Genomic DNA, 22768 nt, shown 5'->3' with positions numbered 1-22768 from the left:
GATCTTCGCGGCGGATCTCACGATTCCCGGCCGGGCAGCACGCGCCAGCGCCGCACGAAATAACCGGGATGCGTCTCGATCCACTGGGCCACCAGCGGCTGCGCCTGCATGAAGGCGGTCCCGGGATTCATCGCCAGGCCGTCCACCATCTGTTCGCGTTGTTCACAGGTCTGCGGCATATCCGTCAGGCAGACCATCATAACGAGCGTGTAAAGCATTACCCCTTGTCCCCATCGAATTCCCGAACCCCATGCCCGGGAGGTTTCCGAAATACCGACCAGTCTGCAGGGGTCGCACATACAGATCGCTTACGGGTGGAAAGGACGTGGCCCCTGTTCTTTCGCACTGCAACATAACATATCGCTTATCTAACGCCAACGATCGCCGGGCGTTCTCCACTCCCTTCTCGGGGCTATCTCGCGATCTCTGGCGTTCGGTATGTCGGTCGTTCAGGTCGAGTTCCGCCCGTCCAACGTCATCCCGCTCTGGTCTGCGGATAGAGCTTGCCGAACAGGGGCAGGTACATCGCGCCCTTGCGCATCAGGAAATCGTGGAACGTCGCCATGGCCGGCGAGATCGCGTGATCGCTGCGCATCACCGAAAACCATTGCCGGCGGATCGGCATGCCGACAACGTCGAGGATGACCAGCCGGCCGGCTTCGGTTTCCGCGGCGATGGTGTGGGCAGAGATGAAGGCGATGCCGAGCCCGGCCATCACCGCCTGCTTGATGGTCTCATTCGAGCCCATCTCGACGCCGAGATCGTCGATGCGGCCGGGCACGTCGCTCAGGAAGATTTCCAGCGAGATGCGCGTGCCGGAGCCGGGCTCGCGAATGAGGAAATGCTCTTCGGCGATCCGCTCCTTGGATATCTCGCGTGCCGACGCCAGCGGGTGGTCGGGCGGCGCAATGATGACCAGCGGGTGATCGCCAAACACCGAGGCACGCACCGGGACCTCCTTCGCCGGGCGTCCCATCAGCGCAATGTCGATGTCGTGGTTCTTCAGCCTGTCGATCGTTTCGGCGCGGTTGCCGATGGCAAGCCGCATGTCGATGTCGGGATGCTCCTTCATGAAGCCGGCCATAAGCCGCGGCGCGAAATATTTGGCGGTGGAAACGACGCCGAGCCTCAAGCTGCCGATGCGCACGCCCTTGATCGCATCCATCTTGTCTTCGAGCAGGCGAAGCCGCTCTTCGATCGCCTGCGCCGTCTCGACGAAGGCCAGCCCTGCGGCAGTGGGACGCATGCCGTCCGACGTCCGGTCGAACAAGGCCAGTTGGAACTCCTCCTCCACTTGCCGCAACTGGATTGTCACCGCTGGAGGAGACAGGCCTAACACCTTGGCTGCACTGACGATTTTCCCGTGGCTGATGATTGCTTGGACGGTCTTGAACTGCTTGAGCGTGAGGTTTCTCATATGTCATACTAAAATTTTTTTACTACGAAAGTAAAGTTATTGAATTTTACTTATCATACACCGTTTGTTTTCATTCCCCAATCCGGCCGATCCGAGGAGATGCGGTTGGATGGGAGGTTACAATGCCAGCGGCAACGCTCGACGCTTTTCTGAATTCCTATCTCGGTCAGCCGGACGAGCTGCGCTCCGCGGTCGTTGCGACTGTCCGCCAGTTGACGCAGGCCGCAACCAAGATCCGCAACACCATCAATCAGGGGGTGCTCGGCACCGCCTTTGCCGGGACCCGCGGCGCCAATGCCGACGGCGACATCCAGAAGGACCTCGACATCTTCGCCGACGACATCTTCCTCGACGCCATGCGCCACGCTCCGGTCGCGCTCTACGCCTCCGAGGAACTGGAGCAGCCGGTCCTGCTCGACAGCAAAGCGCCTCTCGCCATCGCCATCGACCCGCTCGACGGCTCCTCCAACATCGACACCAACGTGTCGATTGGAACGATTTTCTCGCTCCTCCCTGCAACTGGCGCGCCGGACGGAAATCCGGCCGCCTCTTTTTTGCAGGCAGGCGTGAACCAGCTGGGCGCCGGTTTCTTCATCTACGGGCCGCAGCTGGCGCTGGTTCTGTCGCTCGGCAGCGGTACGCATGTCTTCGTTCTCTCGACCAGGCTCGGCACCTTCGTCCAGGCCTACGAGAGCCGGATCATCCCGCAGCGCACCCAGGAATTCGCCATCAACGCCGCCAACTACCGGCATTGGGACGAGGCGGTGCGGCTCTACATCGACGATTGCCTCGAAGGCATCGAAGGCCCACGAGAGAAGGATTTCAACATGCGCTGGATCGCCTCCTTGGTCGCCGACTGCTACCGCATACTGATGCGCGGCGGTGTATTTCTGTATCCCGGTGACAAGCGCAAGGGTTACCGCCAGGGACGGCTGCGCCTCGTTTATGAGGCCAACCCGATCGCCTATCTCATCGAACAGGCGGCCGGTGCCGCCACCGATACGATCACCCGCATCCTCGAAATCGAACCCGAGAGCCTGCATCAGCGCGTGCCCGTCGTGTTCGGATCGGCGCGGGAAGTCGCGCGCATCACCCGCTACCACACCGAGCCCAGCGCCATCGGCGAGCGTGCGCCGCTGTTCAGCCGCCGCGGCCTGTTCAGGGCCTGAGCACCATGTCGGCAAAGCACCCCATCATCACCATCACCGGGTCGTCGGGCGCAGGCACCACCTCGGTCAAGCGCATCTTCGATCTGATCTTCCGGCGCGAGAACATCGAGGCCGCCTTCATCGAAGGCGATGCCTTTCACCGCTACGACCGCGCCACGATGAAGACAAAGGTGGCCGAGGAAGAGAAGGCCGGCAATCCGAACTTCACCCACTTCAATGCCGAGGCCAACGAACTCGCAATCCTCGAAGAGGTGTTTGAGGAATATGGCCGCCGCGGAACCGGAAAGACCCGCACCTACATCCATGACGAGGACGAGGAGAAGCAGTACGGCACGCCACCGGGACATTTTACCGAATGGCGCGAATTCCCGCCGAGCGACCTGCTCTTCTACGAGGGCCTGCATGGCTGCGTCGTCACCGACAAGATCAACCTGGCCAGGCACGCCGACCTTAGGATCGGTGTGGTGCCGGTCATAAATCTCGAATGGATCCAGAAGATCCACCGCGACCGCGCAACGCGCGGCTATTCCACCGAGGCGGTGATGGACGTGATCCTGCGCCGCATGCCGGACTATGTCCGTTACATCGTCCCGCAGTTCTCGCAGACCGCCATCAATTTCCAGCGCGTGCCGATCGTCGACACGTCCAATCCGTTCATCGCGCGCTGGATTCCGACGCCCGACGAGTCGATGCTGGTCATCCGCTTCGCCAATCCCCGCGGCATCGATTTCCCTTACCTGCTTTCGATGATCCACGACTCGTTCATGTCGCGGCCGAATTCCATAGTGGTGCCAGGCAACAAGCTCGACCTTGCCATGCAGCTGATCCTGACGCCGCTCATCCTGCAATTGATCGAACGCAAGAACCGTGTGTCGTGAGGAGGACGCCATGAACAGCCAAGCAGCAGCATTGAAGCCCGTCGCCGCCGTCTCGGAGCGGGACATGGCGAACGCCATTCGCGCACTGGCGATGGACAGCGTCCAAAAGGCCAATTCCGGCCATCCGGGCATGCCGATGGGCATGGCCGATGTCGCGACGGTGCTGTTCAGCCGCTTCATCAACATCGATCCGTCGGCGCCCCACTGGCCCGATCGCGACCGCTTCGTGCTTTCGGCCGGGCACGGTTCGATGCTGCAATATGCGCTGCATTATCTGCTCGGCTTTGAAGACATGCGCATCGAGGAATTGCAGCGGTTTCGCCAGCTGGGCAGCCGTACCGCCGGACATCCGGAATATGGCCATGCGCTTGGCATCGAGACGACGACCGGGCCGCTTGGACAAGGCATTTCGACCGCCGTCGGCATGGCGCTGGCGGAGCGCATGCTTGCTGCCCGCCATGGCGCCGATCTCGTCGACCATTTCACCTACGTGATCGCCGGCGACGGCTGCCTGCAGGAAGGCATCAGCCACGAGGCGATCGACCTTGCCGGTCACCTGAAGCTCTCCCGGCTGATCGTCTTCTGGGACGACAATGCGATCTCGATCGACGGACCGACTTCGCTGTCGACATCGATGGACCAGCCGGCCCGGTTCAAAGCCGCCGGATGGCATGTCCAATCGGTGGACGGCCACGACACGGAAGCCGTCGCTGCGGCAATCGAAGCAGCACAGCAGTCGGACCGGCCGTCCCTGATCGCCTGCCGCACGGTGATCGGCAAGGGCGCGCCCAATCTGGGCGGCTCGGAGAAGACGCATGGCGCACCGCTGGGCGATGCCGAGATCGCCGCGACGCGCGAGAACATCGGCTGGGCCTACGCGCCGTTCGAGGTGCCGGACGACATCCTTTTCACCTGGCGCGAGATTGCCGAGCGCGGGCAAGCGGCACGGCACGCCTGGGAGCAGCGGCTTGCCGCCTCGCCGCGGCGCGAGGCCTTCGAGAGCGCGGTTGCCGGCGACTTGCCCGACGCGGTCTTCGAAGCGCTCGGCGCGTTTCGCAAGGAGCATGTCGAGAAGGCGACCAAGGTTGCAACGCGAAAAGCCTCCGAAATGGCGCTCGGCGCAATCAATGCCGCAACCGACCTGACCGTCGGCGGCTCCGCCGATCTGACGCATTCGAACCTGACGATCACCAAGGGCATGGATCGCATAGCGCCTGATGACTATGCCGGCCGTTACATCCACTACGGCATCCGCGAGCACGGCATGGCCGCGGCCATGAACGGCATCGCACTGCATGGCGGTTTCGTGCCTTATGGCGGCACGTTCCTGTGCTTTGCCGACTATGCGCGCGGCGCGATGCGGCTCTCGGCGCTGATGGGCCAGCGCGTCGTCTATGTGATGACGCATGATTCCATCGGTCTCGGCGAGGATGGCCCGACCCACCAGCCGGTCGAGCATCTGGCGATGCTGCGGGCCACGCCGAACCTCAACGTCTTTCGTCCGGCCGACATCATCGAAACGGCGGAGTGCTGGGAATTGGCGCTGAAGAGCAAGAACCGGCCGAGTGTGCTGGTGCTCTCGCGCCAGAACCTGCCGATGCTGCGTCAGGCACTCAGCGACGAGCCACACAGCGATGAGAACCGGTCGAGCCAGGGCGCTTACATCCTGCGCGAGCCAGCCGAGCACCGCGCCGTGACGCTGATCGCCACCGGCTCGGAGGTCGAGATCGCCGTGACCGCCGCCGAACGGCTGGAGACCGAGCACGGCATCGCCGCCGCGGTTGTCTCGATGCCGTGCTGGGAGCTTTTCGAGGAACAGGATGCGGACTACCGCAAGTCTGTCCTCGGTTCGGCGCCGCGCGTTGCCGTGGAGGCAGCCGCCCGTCTCGGCTGGGACCGCTGGGTCGGCGACACCGGCGCTTTCGTCGGCATGGCCGGTTTCGGCGCCAGCGCCCCTGCCCCGGATCTCTACCGGCATTTCGACATCACGCCCGAAGCCGTCGCCGCAGCGGCGCTGAAGCTCATCATCTAGCCCAACTTCCGCAGCTAAGAGGACCCGACAATGGCCCGCATCACCCTTCGCCAGCTTCTCGACCATGCCGCCGAGCACGGTTACGGCGTTCCGGCATTCAACATCAACAACATGGAACAAGGCCTTGCCATCATGGAGGCGGCCAAGGCCTGCGACGCGCCGGTCATCATCCAGGCGTCACGCGGCGCCCGTTCCTATGCCAACGACATCATGCTGGCCAAGATGATGGAGGCGCTGACCGAAATGCATCCGGCCATTCCGCTATGCATCCATCAGGATCACGGCAACAACGAAGCCACCTGCCTTTCGGCGATCCGCCACGGCTTCACCTCGGTGATGATGGACGGGTCATTGATGGCGGATGCCAAGACGCCGGCGAGCTACGACTACAACGTCGCCATCACCGAACGTGTCGCCCGCATGGCGCATTGGGTCGGCGCTTCCGTCGAAGGCGAGCTCGGCGTGCTCGGCTCGCTGGAAACCGGCCAGGGCGAGGCCGAGGACGGCCATGGCGCCGAAGGCGCGCTTTCCCACGACCAGCTTTTGACCGATCCCGATCAGGCGGTCGACTTCGTCACCGCCACCCAGGTCGACGCGCTGGCGATCGCCTGCGGCACCTCGCACGGCGCCTACAAATTCAGCCGCAAGCCCGACGGCGGCATCCTCGCCATGCAGGTGATCGAGGCGATCCACGAAAAGCTGCCCAACACGCATCTGGTCATGCATGGCTCTTCCTCCGTGCCGCAGGAACTGCAGGACATCATCAACAAATATGGCGGCGAGATGCCCCAGACCTTTGGCGTTCCGGTCGAGGAGATCGAGCGCGGCATCCGCTACGGCGTGCGCAAGGTCAACATCGACACCGATTGTCGCATGGCCATGGCCGGGCAGTTCCGCCGCGTCGCGACGGAGGACCCGCGCGAATTCGATCCGCGCAAATTCCTGAAACCCGCCATGGACGCCTTGCGCGACCTTTGCCGCGATCGCTTCGAACGCTTTGGCACCGCCGGCAACGCCTCGAAGATCAGGGTGATCGCCATGGACGAGATGGCGAAACGTTATGCCGCGGGAAAACTCGACCCGCAAATCGCAACCGCGAAAGCCGCCTGAGCGGCACACAGGAGACCTGTCATGAACAAGATCGACATGCCGTCAGCAGGCACGCTCAAGGAAGGCAAGGAACGCTACAAGTCGGGCGTCATCCCCTACAAGAAGATGGGCTACTGGGAGCCGGACTACCGGCCCAAGGAGACCGACCTGATCGCCATGTTTCGGATCACGCCGCAGCCCGGCGTCGACCACGAGGAGGCGGCCGCCGCCATCGCCGGTGAATCCTCGACCGCGACATGGACCGTGGTGTGGACCGACAGGCTGACCGCCTGCGAGCTCTACCGCGCCAAGGCGTTCAAATCCGAGCCGGTGCCGAACACAGGTCCCGGCACCAAGACCGAGCAGCAGTACTTCGCCTACATCGCCTACGACCTCGACCTGTTCGAGCCGGGCTCGATCGCCAACCTGACGGCATCGATCATCGGCAACGTGTTCGGCTTCAAGGCGGTCAAGGCCTTGCGGCTCGAGGATATGCGCATCCCGGTGGCTTACCTCAAAACCTTCCAGGGCCCGGCGACCGGCATCGTGGTGGAACGGGAGCGGCTCGACAAGTTCGGCCGGCCGCTGCTCGGCGCGACGACGAAGCCGAAGCTTGGCCTGTCAGGCCGCAACTACGGCCGCGTCGTCTACGAGGCGCTGAAGGGTGGCCTCGACTTCGTCAAGGACGACGAGAACATCAACTCGCAGCCCTTCATGCACTGGCGCGACCGCTTCCTCTACTGCATGGAGGCTGTGAACAAGGCGTCGGCCGCCACCGGCGAAGTCAAGGGCCATTATCTCAACGTCACCGCCGGCACGATGGAGGAGATGTACGAGCGCGCCGAATTCGCAAAACAGCTTGGCTCCTGCATCGTCATGATCGACCTCGTCATTGGCTACACGGCGATCCAGTCGATGGCCAAGTGGGCACGCCGCAACGACATGATCCTGCACCTGCACCGCGCCGGCAACTCGACCTATTCGCGCCAGAAGAACCACGGCATGAATTTTCGCGTCATCTGCAAATGGATGCGGATGGCCGGCGTCGATCACATCCATGCCGGCACGGTGGTCGGCAAGCTGGAAGGCGACCCGCTGATGATCAAGGGGTTTTATGACACGCTGCGCGAGGAGCGCACACCGCAGAACCTCGAAACCGGGCTGTTCTTCGATCAGGACTGGGCCTCGCTCAACAAGGTGATGCCCGTCGCCTCCGGCGGCATCCATGCCGGCCAGATGCACCAGTTGATCCATTATCTCGGCGAGGACGTCATCCTGCAGTTCGGCGGCGGCACGATCGGCCATCCGGACGGCATCCAGGCCGGCGCGACGGCCAATCGCGTCGCGTTGGAGGCGATGATCCTAGCCCGCAACGAGGGCCGCGACTATCTGCGCGAGGGGACCATAATCCTCGAACAGGCGGCCAGATGGTGCACGCCGCTGAAGGCGGCCCTGGAGACCTGGAAGGACGTCACTTTCAACTACGAATCGACCGACACGGCCGACTTCGTGCCAACCGCAACGCCCAGCTTCTAGACGAAAGGAACCGTCGCCATGATGACCAATCCGGGAAACAAGGTCACGCAGGGACAGTTTTCGTTCCTGCCCGACCTGACCGATGAGCAGATTTCGGCGCAGATCAAATACGCGCTGAAAAACCACTGGGCGGTCAGCGTCGAGTACACGGACGATCCGCATCCGCGAAACACTTATTGGGAAATGTACGGCAACCCGATGTTCGACCTGAAGGACCCGGCGGGCATCCTGCTTGAAATCAACAATTGCCGGAAAGCCATGGCCAACATGTATGTCCGGGTCACCGCCTTCGATTCGACCAAGGGCTGGGAAGCGCCGCGCATGTCGTTCATCGTCAACCGACCGCCCAGCGAACCCGGGTTCCGGCTGCTGCGCCAGGAGCGCGACGGCCGCAGCCAGGGCTATTCGATCGTGCCTTATGCGACCGACAGGCCCGAAGGCGAGCGGAGCTAGGCGAAACCATGCTGGACGCGATAGCAAAGGGCGCTGCCGCGCAGGACGAATCGGTCGATCTGCAGGCCGAGTTCGAGGCGTCCAACATCGACGAGGTGATGGACAAGCTCGACCGCGAGCTCGTTGGCCTGAAGCCGATCAAGACCCGCATCCGCGAGATCGCGGCGCTGCTCCTGGTCGACCGGCTTCGCCGCAAGTTCGGGCTGACCTCGGGCGCGCCGACGCTGCACATGAACTTTACGGGAAATCCCGGCACCGGAAAGACCACCGTGGCGCTGAGGATGGCCGAAATCCTGCATCGTCTCGGCTATGTCCGCGAAGGCCACATGGTCGCGGTGACGCGAGACGATCTCGTCGGCCAGTATGTCGGCCACACCGCGCCCAAGACCCGCGAGGTGATCAAGCACGCCATGGGCGGGGTGCTTTTCATCGACGAGGCCTACTATCTCTACAAGCCCGAGAACGAACGCGACTACGGCCAGGAATCGATCGAAATCCTGCTGCAATGCATGGAGAACAACCGTGACGATCTGGTTGTGATTCTTGCCGGCTACAAGAACAAGATGGACCGCTTCTTCGACAGCAATCCCGGCATGCGCTCGCGCATCGCCCACCACCTCGATTTTCCCGACTACGGCGTCGGCGAGCTCAAATCGATCGCCGAGATCATGCTGGCGGAACAGAATTACCGTCTCAGCGAGGCGGCGGCCAAGGCGCTCGAAGAGTATCTCCCGATCCGCATGCGGCTGCCGCATTTCTCCAACGCCCGCTCGGTCCGCAATGGGCTCGACCGGGCGCGGCTTCGGCAAGCCAACCGGCTTTTCGCGTCGCGCGACCGGGCGTTGACGAAAACCGACCTTATCACCATTGAGGAATCCGATATTCGCGGCAGCCGCGTGTTCGCGGAAGGTAAGCTCGAAGGCGAACCGGAGACGAAGGCGCGCTGACAAGACGACGCCGGTTGGTGTGCAGCGACCGGAAACGGAAGATAGAATGGGAGCCGACGACCATGGGTACCAAGACAATCATCGCGCCCTCGGTGCTTTCTGCGGACTTCTCGCGGCTCGGCGACGAGGTCGAAACGGTCGTCCGGGCGGGCGCCGACTGGATCCATCTCGACGTGATGGATGGCCATTTCGTGCCCAACATCACCTTCGGTCCGCCGGTGATCAAGGCGATCCGTGATCGAACGGACAAGATCTTCGACTGCCATCTGATGATCGCGCCGGCCGACGCCTATCTCGCCGCCTTCGCCGATGCCGGCTGCGACATCATCACGGTGCATGCCGAGGCCGGGCCGCATCTCGACCGTTCGCTGCAGGCAATCAGGAATCTCGGCAAGAAGGCCGGTGTGTCGCTGAACCCGTCGACACCGGAAAGCGTCATCGAATATGTGCTCGATCGGCTCGATCTGGTGCTTCTGATGACGGTCAATCCGGGCTTCGGCGGCCAGGCGTTCATTTCGGCTGTCGTCGACAAGGTCAGGCGGGTCAAGGCGCTGATCGGCCACCGTCCGATCGACATCGAGATCGACGGCGGCGTCACGCCCGAGACCGCTCCGCTGGTCACCGCGGCCGGCGCCAATGTGCTGGTCGCCGGCTCGGCAATCTTTAGGGGTGGCACCGAGGCCGCCTATCGCGCCAATATCGACGCCATCAGGCAGGCGGCCGACGGGGCGATCCGGAAAGCTGCGTAAACCATCACGTCGGAGGGCAAATATGGCGGCAATCCCACCTGTCTGCGATTTCGGCTGGCAAGCCATCGATGCCGTTTTGCCCGGCGTCGACGGCAAATCGCATTCGATCTTCAGCCACGCCGGCCCGAACGGGCTGGTGGTGGCCTTCATCTGCAACCACTGTCCCTATGTGAAGGCGGTGATTTCACGCATCGTCCGCGACGCCAACGACCTCAAGGCGCAAGGCATCGGCTTTGTCGCGATCAACGCCAACGATGCCGACGCCTACCCCGATGATTCCTTCGACAACATGAAGCTCTTCGCCAGGACGAACGGCTTCACTTTCCCCTACCTCCACGACGAACGCCAGACGGTGGCGCGTGCCTACGGAGCCGTTTGCACTCCGGATTTCTTCGGGCTCAACAGCGAGTTGACGCTGCAATATCGCGGCCGGCTGGACGCGGCGCGACGCGACGCCGGACCGCCCGGGCTGAGACGCGACCTGTTCGAGGCGATGAAGCAAATTGCCCGAACCGGCGACGGACCGCTGGACCAGATCGCTTCGATCGGCTGCTCGATCAAGTGGAAGGACGCCGCATGAACGTCGGCATGGGCAGGCCGTTTCGATCGCCGAAGGCAATCCTATTCGATCTCGACGGCACGCTGGTTGATTCGGCGCCTGATATAACGGCCGCAGTCAACGAGTTGCTGGCCGGCCGCGATCTGCCGCCGCTGCGCCTGGAGCAAGTCAAGGCCATGATCGGCGGCGGCGTCAGGAAACTGATCGAGCGAGCCTTCGCGACTTCCGGCACGCCGCTTCTCGGCAGCGCGCTCGATGAGGCCAACCGCGTCATGGCGCCGATCTACCGCAGACATCTGACCGGCCTGACAAAGCTGATGCCTGGCGTCAGGGAGGTTCTCACGCACTTCCACTTGAGCGGAATAGCCATGGGCGTGGTGACCAACAAGCCGCAGTTGGCGGCTCGGGAAATCCTGCTGCATTTCGGGCTGACGGACTATCTCGGCGCGATCGTCGGCGGAGATGCGGTGACATGCCTGAAACCGGCGCCCGACGCTCTGCTGCTGGCGCTCGACCAGCTTCAGGTCGAACCGCGTGACACGTTGATGGTCGGAGACAGCAGCGCCGACGTGGCCGCCGCGCGCGCCGCCGGCATGCCCGTCATCCTGCTGCGTGGCGGCTACACCCAGATTGCCGTTGAAGAGCTTGGCGCCGACCTCGTTTGCGACGGTCTGCTCGACCTGCCGTCCGCCATGCAGAGGCTGCAAGACGCCGCTTGACCGGCGGCGCCAACCACCAGGGAGGGCGCCGGCCGAACGCAGTTTCGAACGGCCGGCGAAGTCGCGTTACTTCGTGCGGAAGAACCGGGTTATTTCCTGCGGAAAAACCGGGTTATTTCCTAACGGAAAAACCGGGTTATTTGGAGAATTGCTTCAGATAGGCGATGACGTTGGCAAGATCCTCGTCCTTCTTGAGGCCGGGAAACGCCATCTTTGTGCCTTTGATCATGGCCTTGGGATCGCGAAGATAGGTCGTCAGCGTGGCTTCGTCCCATTTGACGCCGGATCCCCCCGCCTCGGTCATGGGTTTGGAATACTTGAACCCCGGATGCGTGCCGGCCGTCCGGCCGATAACGCCGCTCAACGACGGACCGATCTTGTTCTTGTCCTCGTCGACGACGTGGCAGGCCTTGCATTTGGCGAAGACCTTTTCACCCGCGGCGGCATCCTGCGCCTGAGATTGGTTCGTGATAAACGTCGCAACGGACACGACGGCGAAAAATGCGATTGCACGCATGGCATTTCCTCATTGATCGTCAAGGTGCCCTGGACGATTTGCGCAGGCCGTTGTTTTGATCATCGGCATGCGTCGTTTTATGGCAGAGCGAAAACTTCTCCCCTTGTGGAGTTGCAACGCCTGCATCTTGGAAGCTACCCGGCAGACGAGGGATGTCAACCATACTGAAGTTCAGGGCAATCGCTTCAGACCAATTGCCGATCGTGGCGCGGTCAGCGAAGCTGCCTATCTCCCCCGCAAGGTGGGAGATTGGACGCCGCTTCGGCTTTCGCCAACCACCAACGCTGGAAGACTGGGCAAGAGGAGTGCAACCTGAAGCGATTGCCCTCGTATTTTCATTGCTTTGTGACGGCAGCTATGCTAGGAATTTATTCATGATGCTGATTTGCGTCAACAACCCGCCGCCGAGGCGGGTTTTTTTGTTTCAGGCTTCGGCGCCCCGTCCATTCGCCTTTGTTGACGGCCATTGGGCGAACGCGTAGCCTAAAACCATTCCGGTTTTCCATGGGCACCTCGGGACTCCGGCAGTTGGCGATTTTGTCCAGGCTCGCAGATCGAGCCGGATCTCGCCGAAGCGGGCGTCTTCAAGCGCGCAAGAGGTGCTGAATGGATATGGTCGACCTCATACTAACGGTTTGCCTGATTGCCAATCCGGGCAACTGCCGAGACGAACATCTCTATTTCGAGAGCCGTGGCTCTCTGTTCCAATGTATGATGCTGGCGCCCAGCGAAATCGCGAAATGGTCGCAGGAACACCCGACCCTCAAGGTCAAGCGCTGGAAATGCGCTTCGCCGAGCAAGGACCGTGCGATCTGATCGGCGCCCGGCTTATCCTGGCCCGGGAGGAGGCATCATGATGATTTCGCGTCGAGGAACGCTCCGTCTGGCAGCTCTTGGAACAGCCGCGGCGCTTGTCTCAAGGCCCTCCTTCGCCACGACCCCCTCCTTCGCCATGGGCAAGGTTCGCATCGGCGTGCTGAAGTTCGGCACCGTGAGCTGGGCGCTTGACACCATGAAGCAGCACAAGTTCGATGCAGCCAACGGCATCGATCTGGAGATCGTCGATTTCGCCGGCGAGGATGCAACCAACGTCGCGATTCTGGCCGGCGCGATCGACATGATCGTCTCCGACTGGTTGTGGGTCTCGCGCCAGCGCTCGGAAGGCGTCGACCTCACATTGGTCCCCTATTCGACCGCCGTCGGGGCGATCATGGTGAAGGAGCAATCGCCGATCCGGACAATCGCCGATCTCAAGGGAAAAAAGATCGGCGTCGCCGGCGGGCCTCTCGATAAAAGCTGGCTGCTGATCCAGGCGCTGGCCAGACGCGATCACGGCCTCGACCTGCCGGCAACCAGCGACATCGTCTTTGGCGCGCCGCCGCTGATTTCGGAAAAGGCGATGCAAGGCGAACTCGATGCGGTGCTCAATTTCTGGCATTTTTGCGCCCGGCTCGAGGCCAACGGCTTTCGTCGGCTGATCGGCGCGGATGATGCGGCGAAAGCGCTCGGGGCCTCGGGCGCCGTGTCGGCGCTCGGCTATGTCTTTCATGACAAATGGGCGAGCGAAAATCTGGCCACCGTCCGGGGCTTCATCAAGGCTTCCGCGCAGTCCAAGGACTTGCTGGCCAAATCCGACGATGAGTGGCTGCGCCTTGCGCCGATTATCCGCGCGCAAGGCGAGGAATTGGCCAAACTGCGTGACCGCTATCGCGAAGGCATTCCCAGACGCCCCGTCGCCGAGGATGCGGCCGACGCAGGCAAACTCTACCGCGTGCTGGCCGAGATCGGCGGCGAAAAGCTGGTCGGCCGCGCGCCGGAGATGGCGCCCGGCACGTTCTGGCAGGAACCCCCGAAATGACCGCACCTGACACCGGCGATCGCACGCCTGGCGCTGCAGCAGGCAGCCAGTCCAGCCTTGCAACGGCGCTGACACCCGTGCTGACGGTCGCGGTCTCTCTGCTCGGGCTTTGCCTGCTGTGGGGTTTTGCGGCAAATGCCTGGCCGAGCCGTGCCTTTCCAGGGCCGGGACAGGTCTGGCAGGTGCTGCTCGCAGAAGCGGCGAGCGGCGACCTTTTCTACCATCTCGGCGCGACACTTGGCCGGGTTGCCGCAGCTTATGTCATCGCGATGGTGGTTGGCTCGGTCATCGGCGTTGCCCTCGGCAGCTACCGCAGCGCGGACCGGTTCTTCAGTCCCTGGGTGATCCTGTTTCTCAACATCCCCGCGCTGGTGGTCATCGTGCTCGCCTACATCTGGTTCGGCCTCAACGAGGCGGCGGCGATTGGCGCGGTTGCCGTGAACAAGATCCCGAATGTGGTGGTGACGATGCGCGAAGGCGCCAGGGCGCTTGATCCGAACTACGCCGAAATGGCCGCCGTCTACCGCTTCGGTCTCCTCGACCGCATCCGCCACGTCCTGCTGCCGCAGTTGCAGCCCTATCTTGCCGCCGCCTCACGATCCGGCATCGCCCTCATCTGGAAGATCGTCCTGGTGGTCGAGCTGCTCGGCCGCTCCAATGGCGTCGGCTTCCAGATCTATCTTTATTTCCAGCTCTTCGACGTCGCCGCCATTCTTGCCTACACGCTGGCTTTCGTGGCGGTGATGCTTGTCATCGAACTTCTTGTGGTGCAGCCCGTTGAACGACATGCAACCCGTTGGCGCCGTCGTCCCGCTTAGGGTCGACATCGCCGAGAAGACCTTCAGGTCCGCGCAAGGCGTCTCGATCACGGCGCTCCAGGACCTTTCCTTCGAGGTTCGGCAAGGCGAATTCGCCTGCCTGCTGGGGCCGTCGGGCTGCGGCAAGACCACGACGCTGCGCATCCTGCTTGGATTGGACAAAGACTTTTCCGGCTCCTTCCAACTGCCTGAAGGCGGCTCCAACCGGATCGCCGCCGTGTTCCAGGAGCCGATCTTGCTGCCGTGGCGGACAGTTGAGCAGAATGTCAGGCTGGCGCTACCGAAAAGCCTGAGAACGAAGAACCTCGACGGGCTGTTCGACACGCTCGGCCTCGCCGGCATGCGCTCGCTCTATCCGGCGGAGCTTTCGCTCGGCCTTGCGCGCAGGGCAGCCCTTGCCAGGGCCTTCGCCACCGAACCGGCGGTGCTTTTCCTGGACGAACCTTTTGCCTCGCTCGACGAACGGACCGCCGAGCGGCTTCGGCACCTGCTTTTGACCGTGTGGTCGGCGCGGCCTACGACCGCCCTGATGGTAACGCACAATCTACGCGAGGCGCTGATGCTGTCGGATCGCATCATCGTGCTCGCGCAGCGGCCAGCCCATGTGCTCGGCATGTTCGACGTAAGGCTGCCGCGGCACTATCGCAATCCACAGGTGATGAGCGACCTTTTGCGGTCTTTCCACCAAAAATTTCCGGGCGTGGTCTGATCGCCTTACAGCTCGAATGCATATCGGGGGAAGCCATGCCGATCGACAGGGTACGACGCAAGCTTGTGAGCGGCTTCGCCTGCACCGCGGTTAGCGCCGCGATGCTGCCCTGTTGCCTCGGGCGCGCCGCTCTTGCCGCTGCCGGCGGCCTTGAATTCACGGTCAGGAACGTCGCCGACGGCGTCTTCGCTTTCCAGGGCGTGGATGAATTGATGAACGCCGCCAACCAGGGCGCGATCTCGAACCTGGGCGTCGTCGTCGGGACCGATGCCGTTGCCGTCATCGACAGCGGCGGCAGCATGGTCGAGGCGAACGCCTTCATCGCCGCGATCGGCAAAATAAGCCCCAAGCCGGTTCGCTACCTGATCAACACCCACATGCACCCCGACCACATCTTCGGCAACGCGGCATTCCGGGAGATCGGCGCGACCATCGTCGGCCATCACAATCTGCCGCGCGCGCTTGAGGCGCGCGGCGCGTTCTACCTGCAAAGCTTTCGCCAACAGATCGGCGACGCGCTCATGAAAGGGGTCGAGATCATACCGCCGACGATGCTGGTCGATGATCGCCTGCAGCTCGACCTCGGCGGGCGCGTGCTCGAATTGCAGGCATGGAAAGCGGCGCACACCGACAACGACCTGACCGTCTTCGACAGCGCGACCCGCACGCTGTTTGCCGGCGATCTCGTTTTCGTCGGTTCCTTGCCGACGCTCGACGGATCGCTGCTTGGCTGGCTTCGCCAGATGGATGCGCTCGCCGCGATCGGCGCCGCGCGCGCCGTGCCGGGTCATGGCCCGGTGCCGGCCGACTGGCCGGAGGCGCTGACGGCGGAGCGGCGCTATTTCGAGGTTCTGGCGCGCGATATTCGCAGGGCGATCGCCGACGGGATGCCGCTCAGCGAGTCCGTCAAGACCGCGGGCGCAAGCGAACGGGGCAAGTGGCGTCTATTCGACGAGTATAATGAGCGCAATGCAACCGCCGCCTTTGCCGAACTCGAATGGGAATAGATCACACCGACAAGCGCTGGACGTGGACGAGGTCGATCGATTTGCCAACACATCGTCGAAGGCTTATCCTCGACATCGGCCTGGGCACCACCTCTCTGACATTGGTGAGGCATTGAAATGCAGAACCACGCTTACCGGAGCCGGCAGCCCGCCTTGCCGCTCGCGGCCATCTTCGCCGCAATCGTCTTGGCCGTCGGCACGCTCTTTGGTTCCTCCGGAGCCGCCAACGCGCAGCAAACAACAGCATCTTCGGACAGAATCTGGCAGGATCTGAAAGGCGACGTGTTCGGCGATCGGGCAATTCTGGTCGATAGCGGCGTCGTCAGGATCGAGGCGCCGAAGCGGGCGCAGGATGCCGCCATCGTGCCCGTCGACATCTATATCGACCTCGCCAAGGCGCCCGACGGCATCAAATCCGTCACCTTGATCATCGATGTCAATCCGGCGCCGGTGGCGGCGACGTTCCAGATCGGCAAGGACGCCGGCGTGACGCATCTGTCGACGCGCGTGCGCGTCAACGACTATTCCTATCTGCGTGCCATAGCAGAGACGCAGGGCGGCGAGCTTCACATGGCCCAGACCTTCGTCAAGGCGTCAGGTGGATGCTCAGCCCCGGCGGTCAAGAACCAGGACGAGGCGCTGGCGACGATGGGGCAGATGAAGCTGCGCCAATTCCCGCCTCAAGAGACGATGACAAAGGCACAGGAATTGCAGTTGATGATCCGGCACCCGAACAATTCTGGCCTGCAGCGCAATCCGCTGACCCAGTATTTCATCCCCGCGCATTTTGTTCAGAAACTATCGATCTCGCAGGCAGACCGGCCGATTCTCTCGATGGAAGGTGGAATATCGATTTCGGAAGATCCCAATTTCCGGTTCGATTTCAAGGCGCACGGCAACGGCGAAATCCAGGTCGAAGCGATCGATACGGATGGCAAGGTATTTCGCAATCAATGGCCACTGGAGGCTACGGGGCTCTGAAGCCTCGAAGCCGCGTGCGCAACGCGTTTAAAAGCAGCGCACGTCGGCTTCCGCCTGCGCGCGCTTCAGTTCCGTGCTCGCGGCTTTTGCCGGCGCGCTTTCGCGAAACAGTCCCGAACGCTCCCCTGTCGTCAGGGACATGCTCTTGAAGGTCTCGGCCCTTTCATAATCCTCGAACGGAAGGATCGAGGCGATGACGTCGATCGAGCAGGAACAGCTCTCCAGCGCCCGACGTGTCTGGCCATTCGTCTGCATGCAGCCGAGCACATAGTCGACAACCGTCACCGTCGGATAATCTCCGGCGGCGCCGGCCGGATTGGCGAAGGCCAGGGCCGATGTGAGCAACAGCGGCAAGGTCGAAAAGCCGACATATCTGAGCATGGGGAACCCTCCGTTTGGCCCGGACGTGACAGATCGAGCCCGATGGATCGAGACGGATCACAGCACCAGTTGGCCTCGTGCCACCACGCCAGTCAAGTTCTCATGCAGGCCGTATAGTACCAAAGGAGCAGGGCCGTGCCGGCCGGCAAAAGGCCTCCTCGACGACACGATCACCCCCTCCGAATCCCGGTGCCGACCTTCATTTCATGTCTCCTCCACTATCGGCACCCCGAGCGACACGCGCATACTTAATTTTACACGATCCAATGAATATTCATAAATAAAACTTAATACATTCCGTCCAAAAAATACGCAAAATTGGGTAACTTATATAAATCCAGCCTCATTCACAGTCGATCAATAGCTTTCTGTATGAGTTTTTTCATATCTATTTCTCTATATTGCAGTGCAACATAGACGGAAGTGATTTTTCTTGCCTTCCGCTTGGGGATGACATAGCTTCATCCTGTTTCCGGCTTCAAGGGCGTCACCGTCATTAGGGAGCGGCGACAGTCTTTCGTAGGCCAAGTGGGATGGGCAGTAACGGTGCCCTCTGCTCATTCGGCTTAGGTCGTGACACGCTGCCGGAAATACTTCCCCCACATGAATCGCTTGGGCAAGCCCTCGTGGGCTCAACGGACGATTCGTCATTGTGAACCCTGGGAGGACTTTGATGCGTGTATTTGCGAAAACTGCCTACCTACTAACGACCGCGGCGCTCATGTCGTTCGGCGCGGTCCACATGACGTCGGCCAATGAAGAACTAATGAAAATGGCCGAAAACCCCAAGGACTGGGTGATGCAGACGGGTGACTACGCCAACACCCGCTTTTCCAAACTTAACCAGATCACCAAGGACAACGTGAAGAACCTGCAGGTCAAGTGGAGCTTCTCCACTGGCGTGCTGCGCGGCCATGAAGGCGGGCCGCTGATTATCGGCGATGTGATGTATGTCCACGCGCCGTTCCCGAACACCGTCTATGCTCTCGATCTCAACAATGACGGAAAGATCCTCTGGAAATACGAGCCCAAGCAAGACCCCAATGTTATTGGGATCATGTGCTGCGACACGGTCAATCGTGGCGTCGCCTATGGTGACGGCAAGATCATTCTAAACCAGGCCGACACCACCGTCGTGGCGCTCGATGCCAAGACCGGCAAGGTCGTCTGGTCAGTCAAGAACGGCGAGCAGACCGACGGCGGAAAGGGCGAATCCGGCACGTCAGCACCCGTAGTCGTCAAGGACAAGGTGCTGGTCGGCGTCTCCGGCGCTGAATTCGGCGTTCGCGGCTGGTTGGCCGCCTACAATCTGGCAGATGGCAAGCTCGCCTGGAAAGCCTATTCGGAAGGTCCGGACGCAGACACCCTGATCGATCCCGAGAAGACCACCCATCTCGGCAAACCTGTCGGAAAGGATTCCGGCACGAACACCTGGGAAGGCGAGCAGTGGAAGACAGGCGGCGGCACGACATGGGGATGGTATTCCTATGATCCCAAGCTGAACCTGGTTTACTATGGTACCGGCAATCCCTCGACATGGAACCCGGTCCAGCGCCCAGGCGACAATCGCTGGTCCATGACAATCATGGCTCGCGATGCGGATACTGGTGTTGCCAAATGGCTCTACCAGATGACCCCGCATGACGAATGGGACTTTGACGGCATCAACGAGATGATTCTCGTCGATGGCATGGAGGTCGGCGGCGCCAAGCGCGACGTGCTGGTGCATTTCGACCGCAATGGCTTTGCCTACACCATGGATCGCGCCAGTGGCGAACTTCTCGTCGCCAAGAAATACGATCCGGCAGTGAACTGGGCGACGGAAGTCAACATGGACCCCAGCAGCGACCAGTATGGCCGCCCGCAGGTCGTGGCCAAATATTCGACCCAGGCGAACGGCGAAGACACCAACACGACGGGCATCTGCCCGGCGGCGCTTGGAACCAAGGACCAGCAACCGGCGGCCTATTCGCCGAAGACCGGCCTGTTCTACGTGCCGACAAACCATGTCTGCATGGACTATGAGCCTTATAAGGTGAGCTACACTGCCGGTCAGCCTTACGTGGGCGCCACCGTGTCGATGTATCCTCCCCCTGGAGCCGACCACATGGGCAACTTCATTGCCTGGGATGCTGCCAAGGGCGAGATCGTCTGGTCGAAGCCCGAGAAGTTCTCGGTGTGGTCGGGCGCGCTGGCAACCGACGGCGACGTCGTCTTCTACGGCACGCTCGAGGGCTACATCAAGGCGGTCGATCATGACGGGAATGAACTCTACAAGTTCAAGACCCCGTCCGGCATCATCGGCAACATCACGGCCTACGAGCATGGCGGCAAGCAGTACATCGCCGTTCTGTCCGGCGTCGGCGGATGGGCCGGTATCGGTCTGGCAGGTGGACTGCTTTCGCCCGAAAACGCCGCTGCCTGGCATGGCGCCGTCGATCAGGGCCGTGAGCAAGGCGACGAGACTGCGGTCGTTGGGACTGCTGGTCTGGGAGCGGTCGGTGGCTACGCAGCACTGGCCGACTACACGACGCTGGGCGGTCAGCTCACCGTCTTCGGTCTCCCGGACTGACACTCGGGAACCTTAGGCACACGCCTCGGGTCTTGTGAAAAGACCAAGGCTTGAAAAGCGAGAGCCCGGATCACCGGGAAGCCAGGACCGGGCTCTCGATTTCGCCGCGCCCCAAAACATCGATCAATGCCGCTTCACGACAGAAAAGCCCGTGTCCGTGGCAAATGAAGGAAGATACTGAATGTCCGTTCGCATTGTAATTTCCGCCCTCGCCCTGGCTCTGCTGCCTCTGGCAAGCTCAAGTCTCGCGCAGGCCGAGGACAGCGCGGAAAAAGCCAAGGCGGTGACGGAAGAGGCCGGCAAACATTTCGACGCGGACGGAAACCCGACCTACAAGATCGAAAACGGAACCGTGGATTGGTACACGTTCAGCGGTTATCGCCGCTATCACTCCGATTGCCATGTCTGTCACGGACCGGACGGCACCGGTTCGAGCTATGCGCCGGCCCTGGTCAACAGCCTGAAAACCATGGATTACGGCACGTTCCTCTCGATTGTCGCCGAAGGCCGCAAGAATGTCGGCGGCGGCAAGGAGAATGTCATGCCTGCCTTTGGCGACAACAAGAACGTCTATTGCTACATGGACGATCTCTACGTCTACCTCCGCGCCCGCGCCGACGGTGCGGCGCCCCGCGGCAGACCGCCGAAGAAAGCAGACAAGCCACAAGCAGCGAAGGATGCCGAAGCATCCTGTATGGGTGGATGATATGACTGGCCGTGATGCGTTGAAGCTGCGTTTTGTGCTGTCGATCGTCGGCGCACTCGCCTTGCCGCCTTCGAACGCCCAGGCGCAGGACGCCGGCCTTGGTGCCGCAGGAGAACTGGTCGACCCCGATATTCTGCGCGTCTGCGCCGATCCTTCGAACATGCCTTTCACCGACAAGAGCGGCGAAGGCTTCGAAAACAAGCTGGCCGAACTGGTTGCAGCGAAAACCGGTCGGAAGTCCGTCGCCTACACGTGGTTTCCTCTTGTCGCCGGCTTCGTGCGCAACACGCTGGCGGCCAACCGATGCGACATCATCATGGGCTATGCCCAGGGCGATGAACTGGTGCAGAACACCAACGCCTACTATCGCTCCTCCTATGTGCTGGTGCACCCGAAGGGCAACGGCATGGAAGGCGTCGAGACGATCGAGGATCCGAAACTCACCGGCAAGAAGATCGGTGTCGTCGAAAGCACGCCGCCGACTGCCAACATGGCTGCCAACAAGCTCTTGCGAACGGCAAAAATCTATCCCTTGGCGGTGGATACGCGCCTCACCCCTTCCATGGGGGAGGTCATGATCAAGGACATGCTCGCCGGCAAGATCGACGCGGCGGTCATTTGGGGACCGATGGCAGGCTACTATGCCAAGGAACTCGGCGCCGACCTCACGATCGTTCCGCTGGTGAAGGAAAAAACCGGCTCGCGCATGTCCTATCGTATCACCATGGGCGTGCGTCCATCCGACCAGGAATGGAAGCGGTCGCTCAACCGGGTGATCAGGGAAAACCAGGCGGAGATCAACAGGATCCTGCTGGACTACAATGTGCCGCTGATCGACGAACACGATAATCCGATCACGCAATGACGATGCCGGTATGAAGGGAAAGGAGACGATTTTGCTGGTCGCTGCGGGCCTTCTCAGTCTGACCGAACCGATGTGGGCTGGCGATATCGCCGAGCCCGGCGGCTACCGGATGGACGAATATCGGGCGCCGGTGCCGCAGACGCTGCAAGGTGCGAGCGTGGTGACGACGGCAGAGGCCGAGGCGCTGTGGCGGGAGAAGAAGGCGGTGTTCTTCGACGTCATGCCGAACACGCCGAAGCCGGCCAATTTGCCGGCAGGAACGATTTGGAGAGAGGCGATCAGAAAGGACATCCCGGGCAGCATCTGGCTGGCCAACGTCGGTTACGGCGCTATCTCCGAGGAGACCGCCAGCTATTTTCGCCAAGGCCTCGCGGCCGAAGCCGGTGCCGACAAGTCGCGCGCTATCCTGTTCTATTGCATGACGAATTGCTGGATGTCCTGGAATGCCGCGAAACGGGCCGTCGAATGGGGCTACAGTTCGGTGATCTGGTATCCGCTCGGCGCCGATGGATGGGAGCGTGCAAACCTTCCGCTGGAGGAGAAGAAGCCTTACGTGATCAGCAATTGAAGCATGAGCATTGTTATTTCGATCGTCTTGTTTTTCGATTTTTCAGAACCTACCGTTTCATTTGTCCATTTTGAGAGCTGATGGACGAGCCATTGCAATGGTGCCCAGCAATGGTTGACTGAGAAAAGGATCGGCCCCTTCGGGCTGGTAGAAGAGGAGAAATGCCATGAAGAAGAGCTGGACAAAACCGACCATGTGCCAAGTCGCTGCGGGCTTCGAAATTTCGCGGTATCTGCCT

26 protein-coding genes are annotated in these 22768 nt (G+C 61.7%); 21 read left to right on the top strand and 5 right to left on the bottom strand.

What is annotated here, in order from left to right; translation table 11 throughout:
• Positions 1-17: 17 nt before the first annotated feature.
• A complete protein-coding gene (locus tag CIT25_RS31635; protein WP_095489019.1) occupies positions 18-218 on the bottom strand; it encodes a hypothetical protein in 201 nt (66 codons plus the stop codon).
• A gap of 257 nt (positions 219-475) precedes the next feature.
• Positions 476-1417, bottom strand: a complete 942-nt coding sequence (locus CIT25_RS31630) for a LysR family transcriptional regulator (protein WP_095489018.1) — start codon at positions 1415-1417, stop codon at positions 476-478.
• A gap of 122 nt (positions 1418-1539) precedes the next feature.
• Here CIT25_RS31630 and CIT25_RS31625 point away from each other — a divergent pair, with 122 nt between their 5' ends.
• The 10 genes from CIT25_RS31625 (at position 1540) to gph (ending at position 11548) form a co-directional block, all read left to right on the top strand.
• Complete coding sequence (locus CIT25_RS31625; protein WP_095489017.1) at positions 1540-2586, top strand: class 1 fructose-bisphosphatase; 1047 nt, start codon at positions 1540-1542, stop codon at positions 2584-2586.
• 5 nt (positions 2587-2591) lie between these two features.
• The gene (locus tag CIT25_RS31620) at positions 2592-3464 is read left to right on the top strand and encodes a phosphoribulokinase (protein ID WP_095489016.1); all 873 of its coding nucleotides are present in this window, start codon (positions 2592-2594) and stop codon (positions 3462-3464) included.
• Between the two features lie 10 nt (positions 3465-3474).
• Complete coding sequence (tkt, locus tag CIT25_RS31615; protein WP_095489015.1) at positions 3475-5496, top strand: transketolase; 2022 nt, start codon at positions 3475-3477, stop codon at positions 5494-5496.
• 30 nt (positions 5497-5526) lie between these two features.
• Positions 5527-6606, top strand: coding sequence for a class II fructose-bisphosphate aldolase (gene fba / locus CIT25_RS31610; protein ID WP_095489014.1), 1080 nt, complete (start codon positions 5527-5529; stop codon positions 6604-6606).
• 21 nt (positions 6607-6627) lie between these two features.
• Entirely contained in the window at positions 6628-8121 is a 1494-nt protein-coding gene (locus tag CIT25_RS31605; protein ID WP_095489013.1) for a ribulose-bisphosphate carboxylase large subunit, read from the top strand.
• Positions 8122-8139: 18 nt separating this feature from the next.
• On the top strand, positions 8140-8574 hold the full coding sequence (locus CIT25_RS31600) for a ribulose bisphosphate carboxylase small subunit (protein WP_095489012.1): 435 nt from the start codon (positions 8140-8142) through the stop codon (positions 8572-8574).
• An 8-nt stretch (positions 8575-8582) separates the two neighbouring features.
• A complete protein-coding gene (gene cbbX / locus CIT25_RS31595) occupies positions 8583-9521 on the top strand; it encodes a CbbX protein (protein WP_095489011.1) in 939 nt (312 codons plus the stop codon).
• A 62-nt stretch (positions 9522-9583) separates the two neighbouring features.
• Positions 9584-10270, top strand: a complete 687-nt coding sequence (gene rpe / locus CIT25_RS31590) for a ribulose-phosphate 3-epimerase (protein ID WP_095489010.1) — start codon at positions 9584-9586, stop codon at positions 10268-10270.
• Between the two features lie 22 nt (positions 10271-10292).
• Positions 10293-10850: a thioredoxin family protein gene (locus CIT25_RS31585; RefSeq protein ID WP_095489009.1), complete on the top strand. Its 558-nt coding sequence runs from the start codon at positions 10293-10295 to the stop codon at positions 10848-10850.
• Positions 10847-11548, top strand: coding sequence for a phosphoglycolate phosphatase (gene gph / locus CIT25_RS31580; protein ID WP_095489008.1), 702 nt, complete (start codon positions 10847-10849; stop codon positions 11546-11548). The genes CIT25_RS31585 and gph overlap by 4 nt, the downstream gene beginning before the upstream one ends.
• A gap of 136 nt (positions 11549-11684) precedes the next feature.
• On the opposite strand, the gene CIT25_RS31575 is transcribed toward gph, so the two are convergent.
• Positions 11685-12065, bottom strand: coding sequence for a c-type cytochrome (locus tag CIT25_RS31575; protein ID WP_095489007.1), 381 nt, complete (start codon positions 12063-12065; stop codon positions 11685-11687).
• A 152-nt stretch (positions 12066-12217) separates the two neighbouring features.
• Between CIT25_RS31575 and CIT25_RS36635 the strand changes: the two genes are divergently transcribed.
• The 7 genes from CIT25_RS36635 (at position 12218) to CIT25_RS31545 (ending at position 17438) form a co-directional block, all read left to right on the top strand.
• Positions 12218-12547, top strand: a complete 330-nt coding sequence (locus tag CIT25_RS36635) for a hypothetical protein (protein ID WP_128285510.1) — start codon at positions 12218-12220, stop codon at positions 12545-12547.
• A gap of 124 nt (positions 12548-12671) precedes the next feature.
• The gene (locus CIT25_RS31570) at positions 12672-12881 is read left to right on the top strand and encodes a hypothetical protein (RefSeq protein ID WP_095489006.1); all 210 of its coding nucleotides are present in this window, start codon (positions 12672-12674) and stop codon (positions 12879-12881) included.
• Between the two features lie 37 nt (positions 12882-12918).
• Positions 12919-13923: an ABC transporter substrate-binding protein gene (locus CIT25_RS31565; RefSeq protein ID WP_095489005.1), complete on the top strand. Its 1005-nt coding sequence runs from the start codon at positions 12919-12921 to the stop codon at positions 13921-13923.
• Positions 13920-14741, top strand: a complete 822-nt coding sequence (locus tag CIT25_RS31560; protein ID WP_095489004.1) for an ABC transporter permease — start codon at positions 13920-13922, stop codon at positions 14739-14741. The genes CIT25_RS31565 and CIT25_RS31560 overlap by 4 nt, the downstream gene beginning before the upstream one ends.
• Positions 14710-15450 (top strand): ABC transporter ATP-binding protein, encoded by a 741-nt coding sequence (locus tag CIT25_RS31555; protein ID WP_095489003.1) that lies wholly within the window; start codon positions 14710-14712, stop codon positions 15448-15450. Before CIT25_RS31560 ends, CIT25_RS31555 begins: the two co-directional genes overlap by 32 nt.
• Before the next feature lie 35 nt (positions 15451-15485).
• Positions 15486-16457: a quinoprotein relay system zinc metallohydrolase 2 gene (locus CIT25_RS31550; protein ID WP_095489002.1), complete on the top strand. Its 972-nt coding sequence runs from the start codon at positions 15486-15488 to the stop codon at positions 16455-16457.
• 117 nt (positions 16458-16574) lie between these two features.
• The gene (locus CIT25_RS31545; protein WP_095489001.1) at positions 16575-17438 is read left to right on the top strand and encodes a quinoprotein dehydrogenase-associated SoxYZ-like carrier; all 864 of its coding nucleotides are present in this window, start codon (positions 16575-16577) and stop codon (positions 17436-17438) included.
• Positions 17439-17465: 27 nt separating this feature from the next.
• On the opposite strand, the gene CIT25_RS31540 is transcribed toward CIT25_RS31545, so the two are convergent.
• Complete coding sequence (locus CIT25_RS31540; protein ID WP_095489000.1) at positions 17466-17819, bottom strand: hypothetical protein; 354 nt, start codon at positions 17817-17819, stop codon at positions 17466-17468.
• A gap of 673 nt (positions 17820-18492) precedes the next feature.
• Between CIT25_RS31540 and CIT25_RS31535 the strand changes: the two genes are divergently transcribed.
• From CIT25_RS31535 to CIT25_RS31520, 4 genes are all read left to right on the top strand, one after another.
• Positions 18493-20391 (top strand): methanol/ethanol family PQQ-dependent dehydrogenase, encoded by a 1899-nt coding sequence (locus CIT25_RS31535; RefSeq protein ID WP_095488999.1) that lies wholly within the window; start codon positions 18493-18495, stop codon positions 20389-20391.
• 181 nt (positions 20392-20572) lie between these two features.
• Positions 20573-21097 carry a c-type cytochrome, methanol metabolism-related gene (locus CIT25_RS31530; protein ID WP_095488998.1) on the top strand — a complete coding sequence of 175 codons (525 nt, stop codon included), beginning with the start codon at positions 20573-20575 and terminating at the stop codon, positions 21095-21097.
• Position 21098: 1 nt separating this feature from the next.
• Entirely contained in the window at positions 21099-21962 is an 864-nt protein-coding gene (locus tag CIT25_RS31525) for a quinoprotein dehydrogenase-associated putative ABC transporter substrate-binding protein (RefSeq protein ID WP_164897529.1), read from the top strand.
• A 10-nt stretch (positions 21963-21972) separates the two neighbouring features.
• Positions 21973-22530, top strand: coding sequence for a PQQ-dependent catabolism-associated CXXCW motif protein (locus CIT25_RS31520; RefSeq protein WP_095488996.1), 558 nt, complete (start codon positions 21973-21975; stop codon positions 22528-22530).
• Positions 22531-22587: 57 nt separating this feature from the next.
• Here CIT25_RS31520 and CIT25_RS37020 read toward each other — a convergent pair whose 3' ends face one another.
• On the bottom strand, positions 22588-22725 hold the full coding sequence (locus CIT25_RS37020) for a hypothetical protein (protein ID WP_164547143.1): 138 nt from the start codon (positions 22723-22725) through the stop codon (positions 22588-22590).
• Positions 22726-22768 lie beyond the last annotated feature (43 nt).

It is taken from the genome of Mesorhizobium mediterraneum (genome assembly GCF_002284565.1).
In the GTDB taxonomy this organism is placed as follows: domain Bacteria; phylum Pseudomonadota; class Alphaproteobacteria; order Rhizobiales; family Rhizobiaceae; genus Mesorhizobium; species Mesorhizobium mediterraneum.
Note: the sequence above shows the minus strand (reverse complement) of the source record. Positions and strands in the feature narration are given on the sequence as shown.

Bases quoted from the DNA above. Each gene is read 5' to 3' on its own strand.
- CIT25_RS31635 (WP_095489019.1), bottom strand. From the start codon at position 218: ATGCTTTACACGCTCGTTATGATGGTCTGCCTGACGGATATGCCGCAG.
- CIT25_RS31630 (WP_095489018.1), bottom strand. From the start codon at position 1,417: ATGAGAAACCTCACGCTCAAGCAGTTCAAGACCGTCCAAGCAATCATC.
- CIT25_RS31625 (WP_095489017.1), top strand. From the start codon at position 1,540: ATGCCAGCGGCAACGCTCGACGCTTTTCTGAATTCCTATCTCGGTCAG.
- CIT25_RS31620 (WP_095489016.1), top strand. From the start codon at position 2,592: ATGTCGGCAAAGCACCCCATCATCACCATCACCGGGTCGTCGGGCGCA.
- tkt (WP_095489015.1), top strand. From the start codon at position 3,475: ATGAACAGCCAAGCAGCAGCATTGAAGCCCGTCGCCGCCGTCTCGGAG.
- fba (WP_095489014.1), top strand. From the start codon at position 5,527: ATGGCCCGCATCACCCTTCGCCAGCTTCTCGACCATGCCGCCGAGCAC.
- CIT25_RS31605 (WP_095489013.1), top strand. From the start codon at position 6,628: ATGAACAAGATCGACATGCCGTCAGCAGGCACGCTCAAGGAAGGCAAG.
- CIT25_RS31600 (WP_095489012.1), top strand. From the start codon at position 8,140: ATGATGACCAATCCGGGAAACAAGGTCACGCAGGGACAGTTTTCGTTC.
- cbbX (WP_095489011.1), top strand. From the start codon at position 8,583: ATGCTGGACGCGATAGCAAAGGGCGCTGCCGCGCAGGACGAATCGGTC.
- rpe (WP_095489010.1), top strand. From the start codon at position 9,584: ATGGGTACCAAGACAATCATCGCGCCCTCGGTGCTTTCTGCGGACTTC.
- CIT25_RS31585 (WP_095489009.1), top strand. From the start codon at position 10,293: ATGGCGGCAATCCCACCTGTCTGCGATTTCGGCTGGCAAGCCATCGAT.
- gph (WP_095489008.1), top strand. From the start codon at position 10,847: ATGAACGTCGGCATGGGCAGGCCGTTTCGATCGCCGAAGGCAATCCTA.
- CIT25_RS31575 (WP_095489007.1), bottom strand. From the start codon at position 12,065: ATGCGTGCAATCGCATTTTTCGCCGTCGTGTCCGTTGCGACGTTTATC.
- CIT25_RS36635 (WP_128285510.1), top strand. From the start codon at position 12,218: ATGTCAACCATACTGAAGTTCAGGGCAATCGCTTCAGACCAATTGCCG.
- CIT25_RS31570 (WP_095489006.1), top strand. From the start codon at position 12,672: ATGGATATGGTCGACCTCATACTAACGGTTTGCCTGATTGCCAATCCG.
- CIT25_RS31565 (WP_095489005.1), top strand. From the start codon at position 12,919: ATGATGATTTCGCGTCGAGGAACGCTCCGTCTGGCAGCTCTTGGAACA.
- CIT25_RS31560 (WP_095489004.1), top strand. From the start codon at position 13,920: ATGACCGCACCTGACACCGGCGATCGCACGCCTGGCGCTGCAGCAGGC.
- CIT25_RS31555 (WP_095489003.1), top strand. From the start codon at position 14,710: ATGCAACCCGTTGGCGCCGTCGTCCCGCTTAGGGTCGACATCGCCGAG.
- CIT25_RS31550 (WP_095489002.1), top strand. From the start codon at position 15,486: ATGCCGATCGACAGGGTACGACGCAAGCTTGTGAGCGGCTTCGCCTGC.
- CIT25_RS31545 (WP_095489001.1), top strand. From the start codon at position 16,575: ATGCAGAACCACGCTTACCGGAGCCGGCAGCCCGCCTTGCCGCTCGCG.
- CIT25_RS31540 (WP_095489000.1), bottom strand. From the start codon at position 17,819: ATGCTCAGATATGTCGGCTTTTCGACCTTGCCGCTGTTGCTCACATCG.
- CIT25_RS31535 (WP_095488999.1), top strand. From the start codon at position 18,493: ATGCGTGTATTTGCGAAAACTGCCTACCTACTAACGACCGCGGCGCTC.
- CIT25_RS31530 (WP_095488998.1), top strand. From the start codon at position 20,573: ATGTCCGTTCGCATTGTAATTTCCGCCCTCGCCCTGGCTCTGCTGCCT.
- CIT25_RS31525 (WP_164897529.1), top strand. From the start codon at position 21,099: ATGACTGGCCGTGATGCGTTGAAGCTGCGTTTTGTGCTGTCGATCGTC.
- CIT25_RS31520 (WP_095488996.1), top strand. From the start codon at position 21,973: ATGAAGGGAAAGGAGACGATTTTGCTGGTCGCTGCGGGCCTTCTCAGT.
- CIT25_RS37020 (WP_164547143.1), bottom strand. From the start codon at position 22,725: ATGGTCGGTTTTGTCCAGCTCTTCTTCATGGCATTTCTCCTCTTCTAC.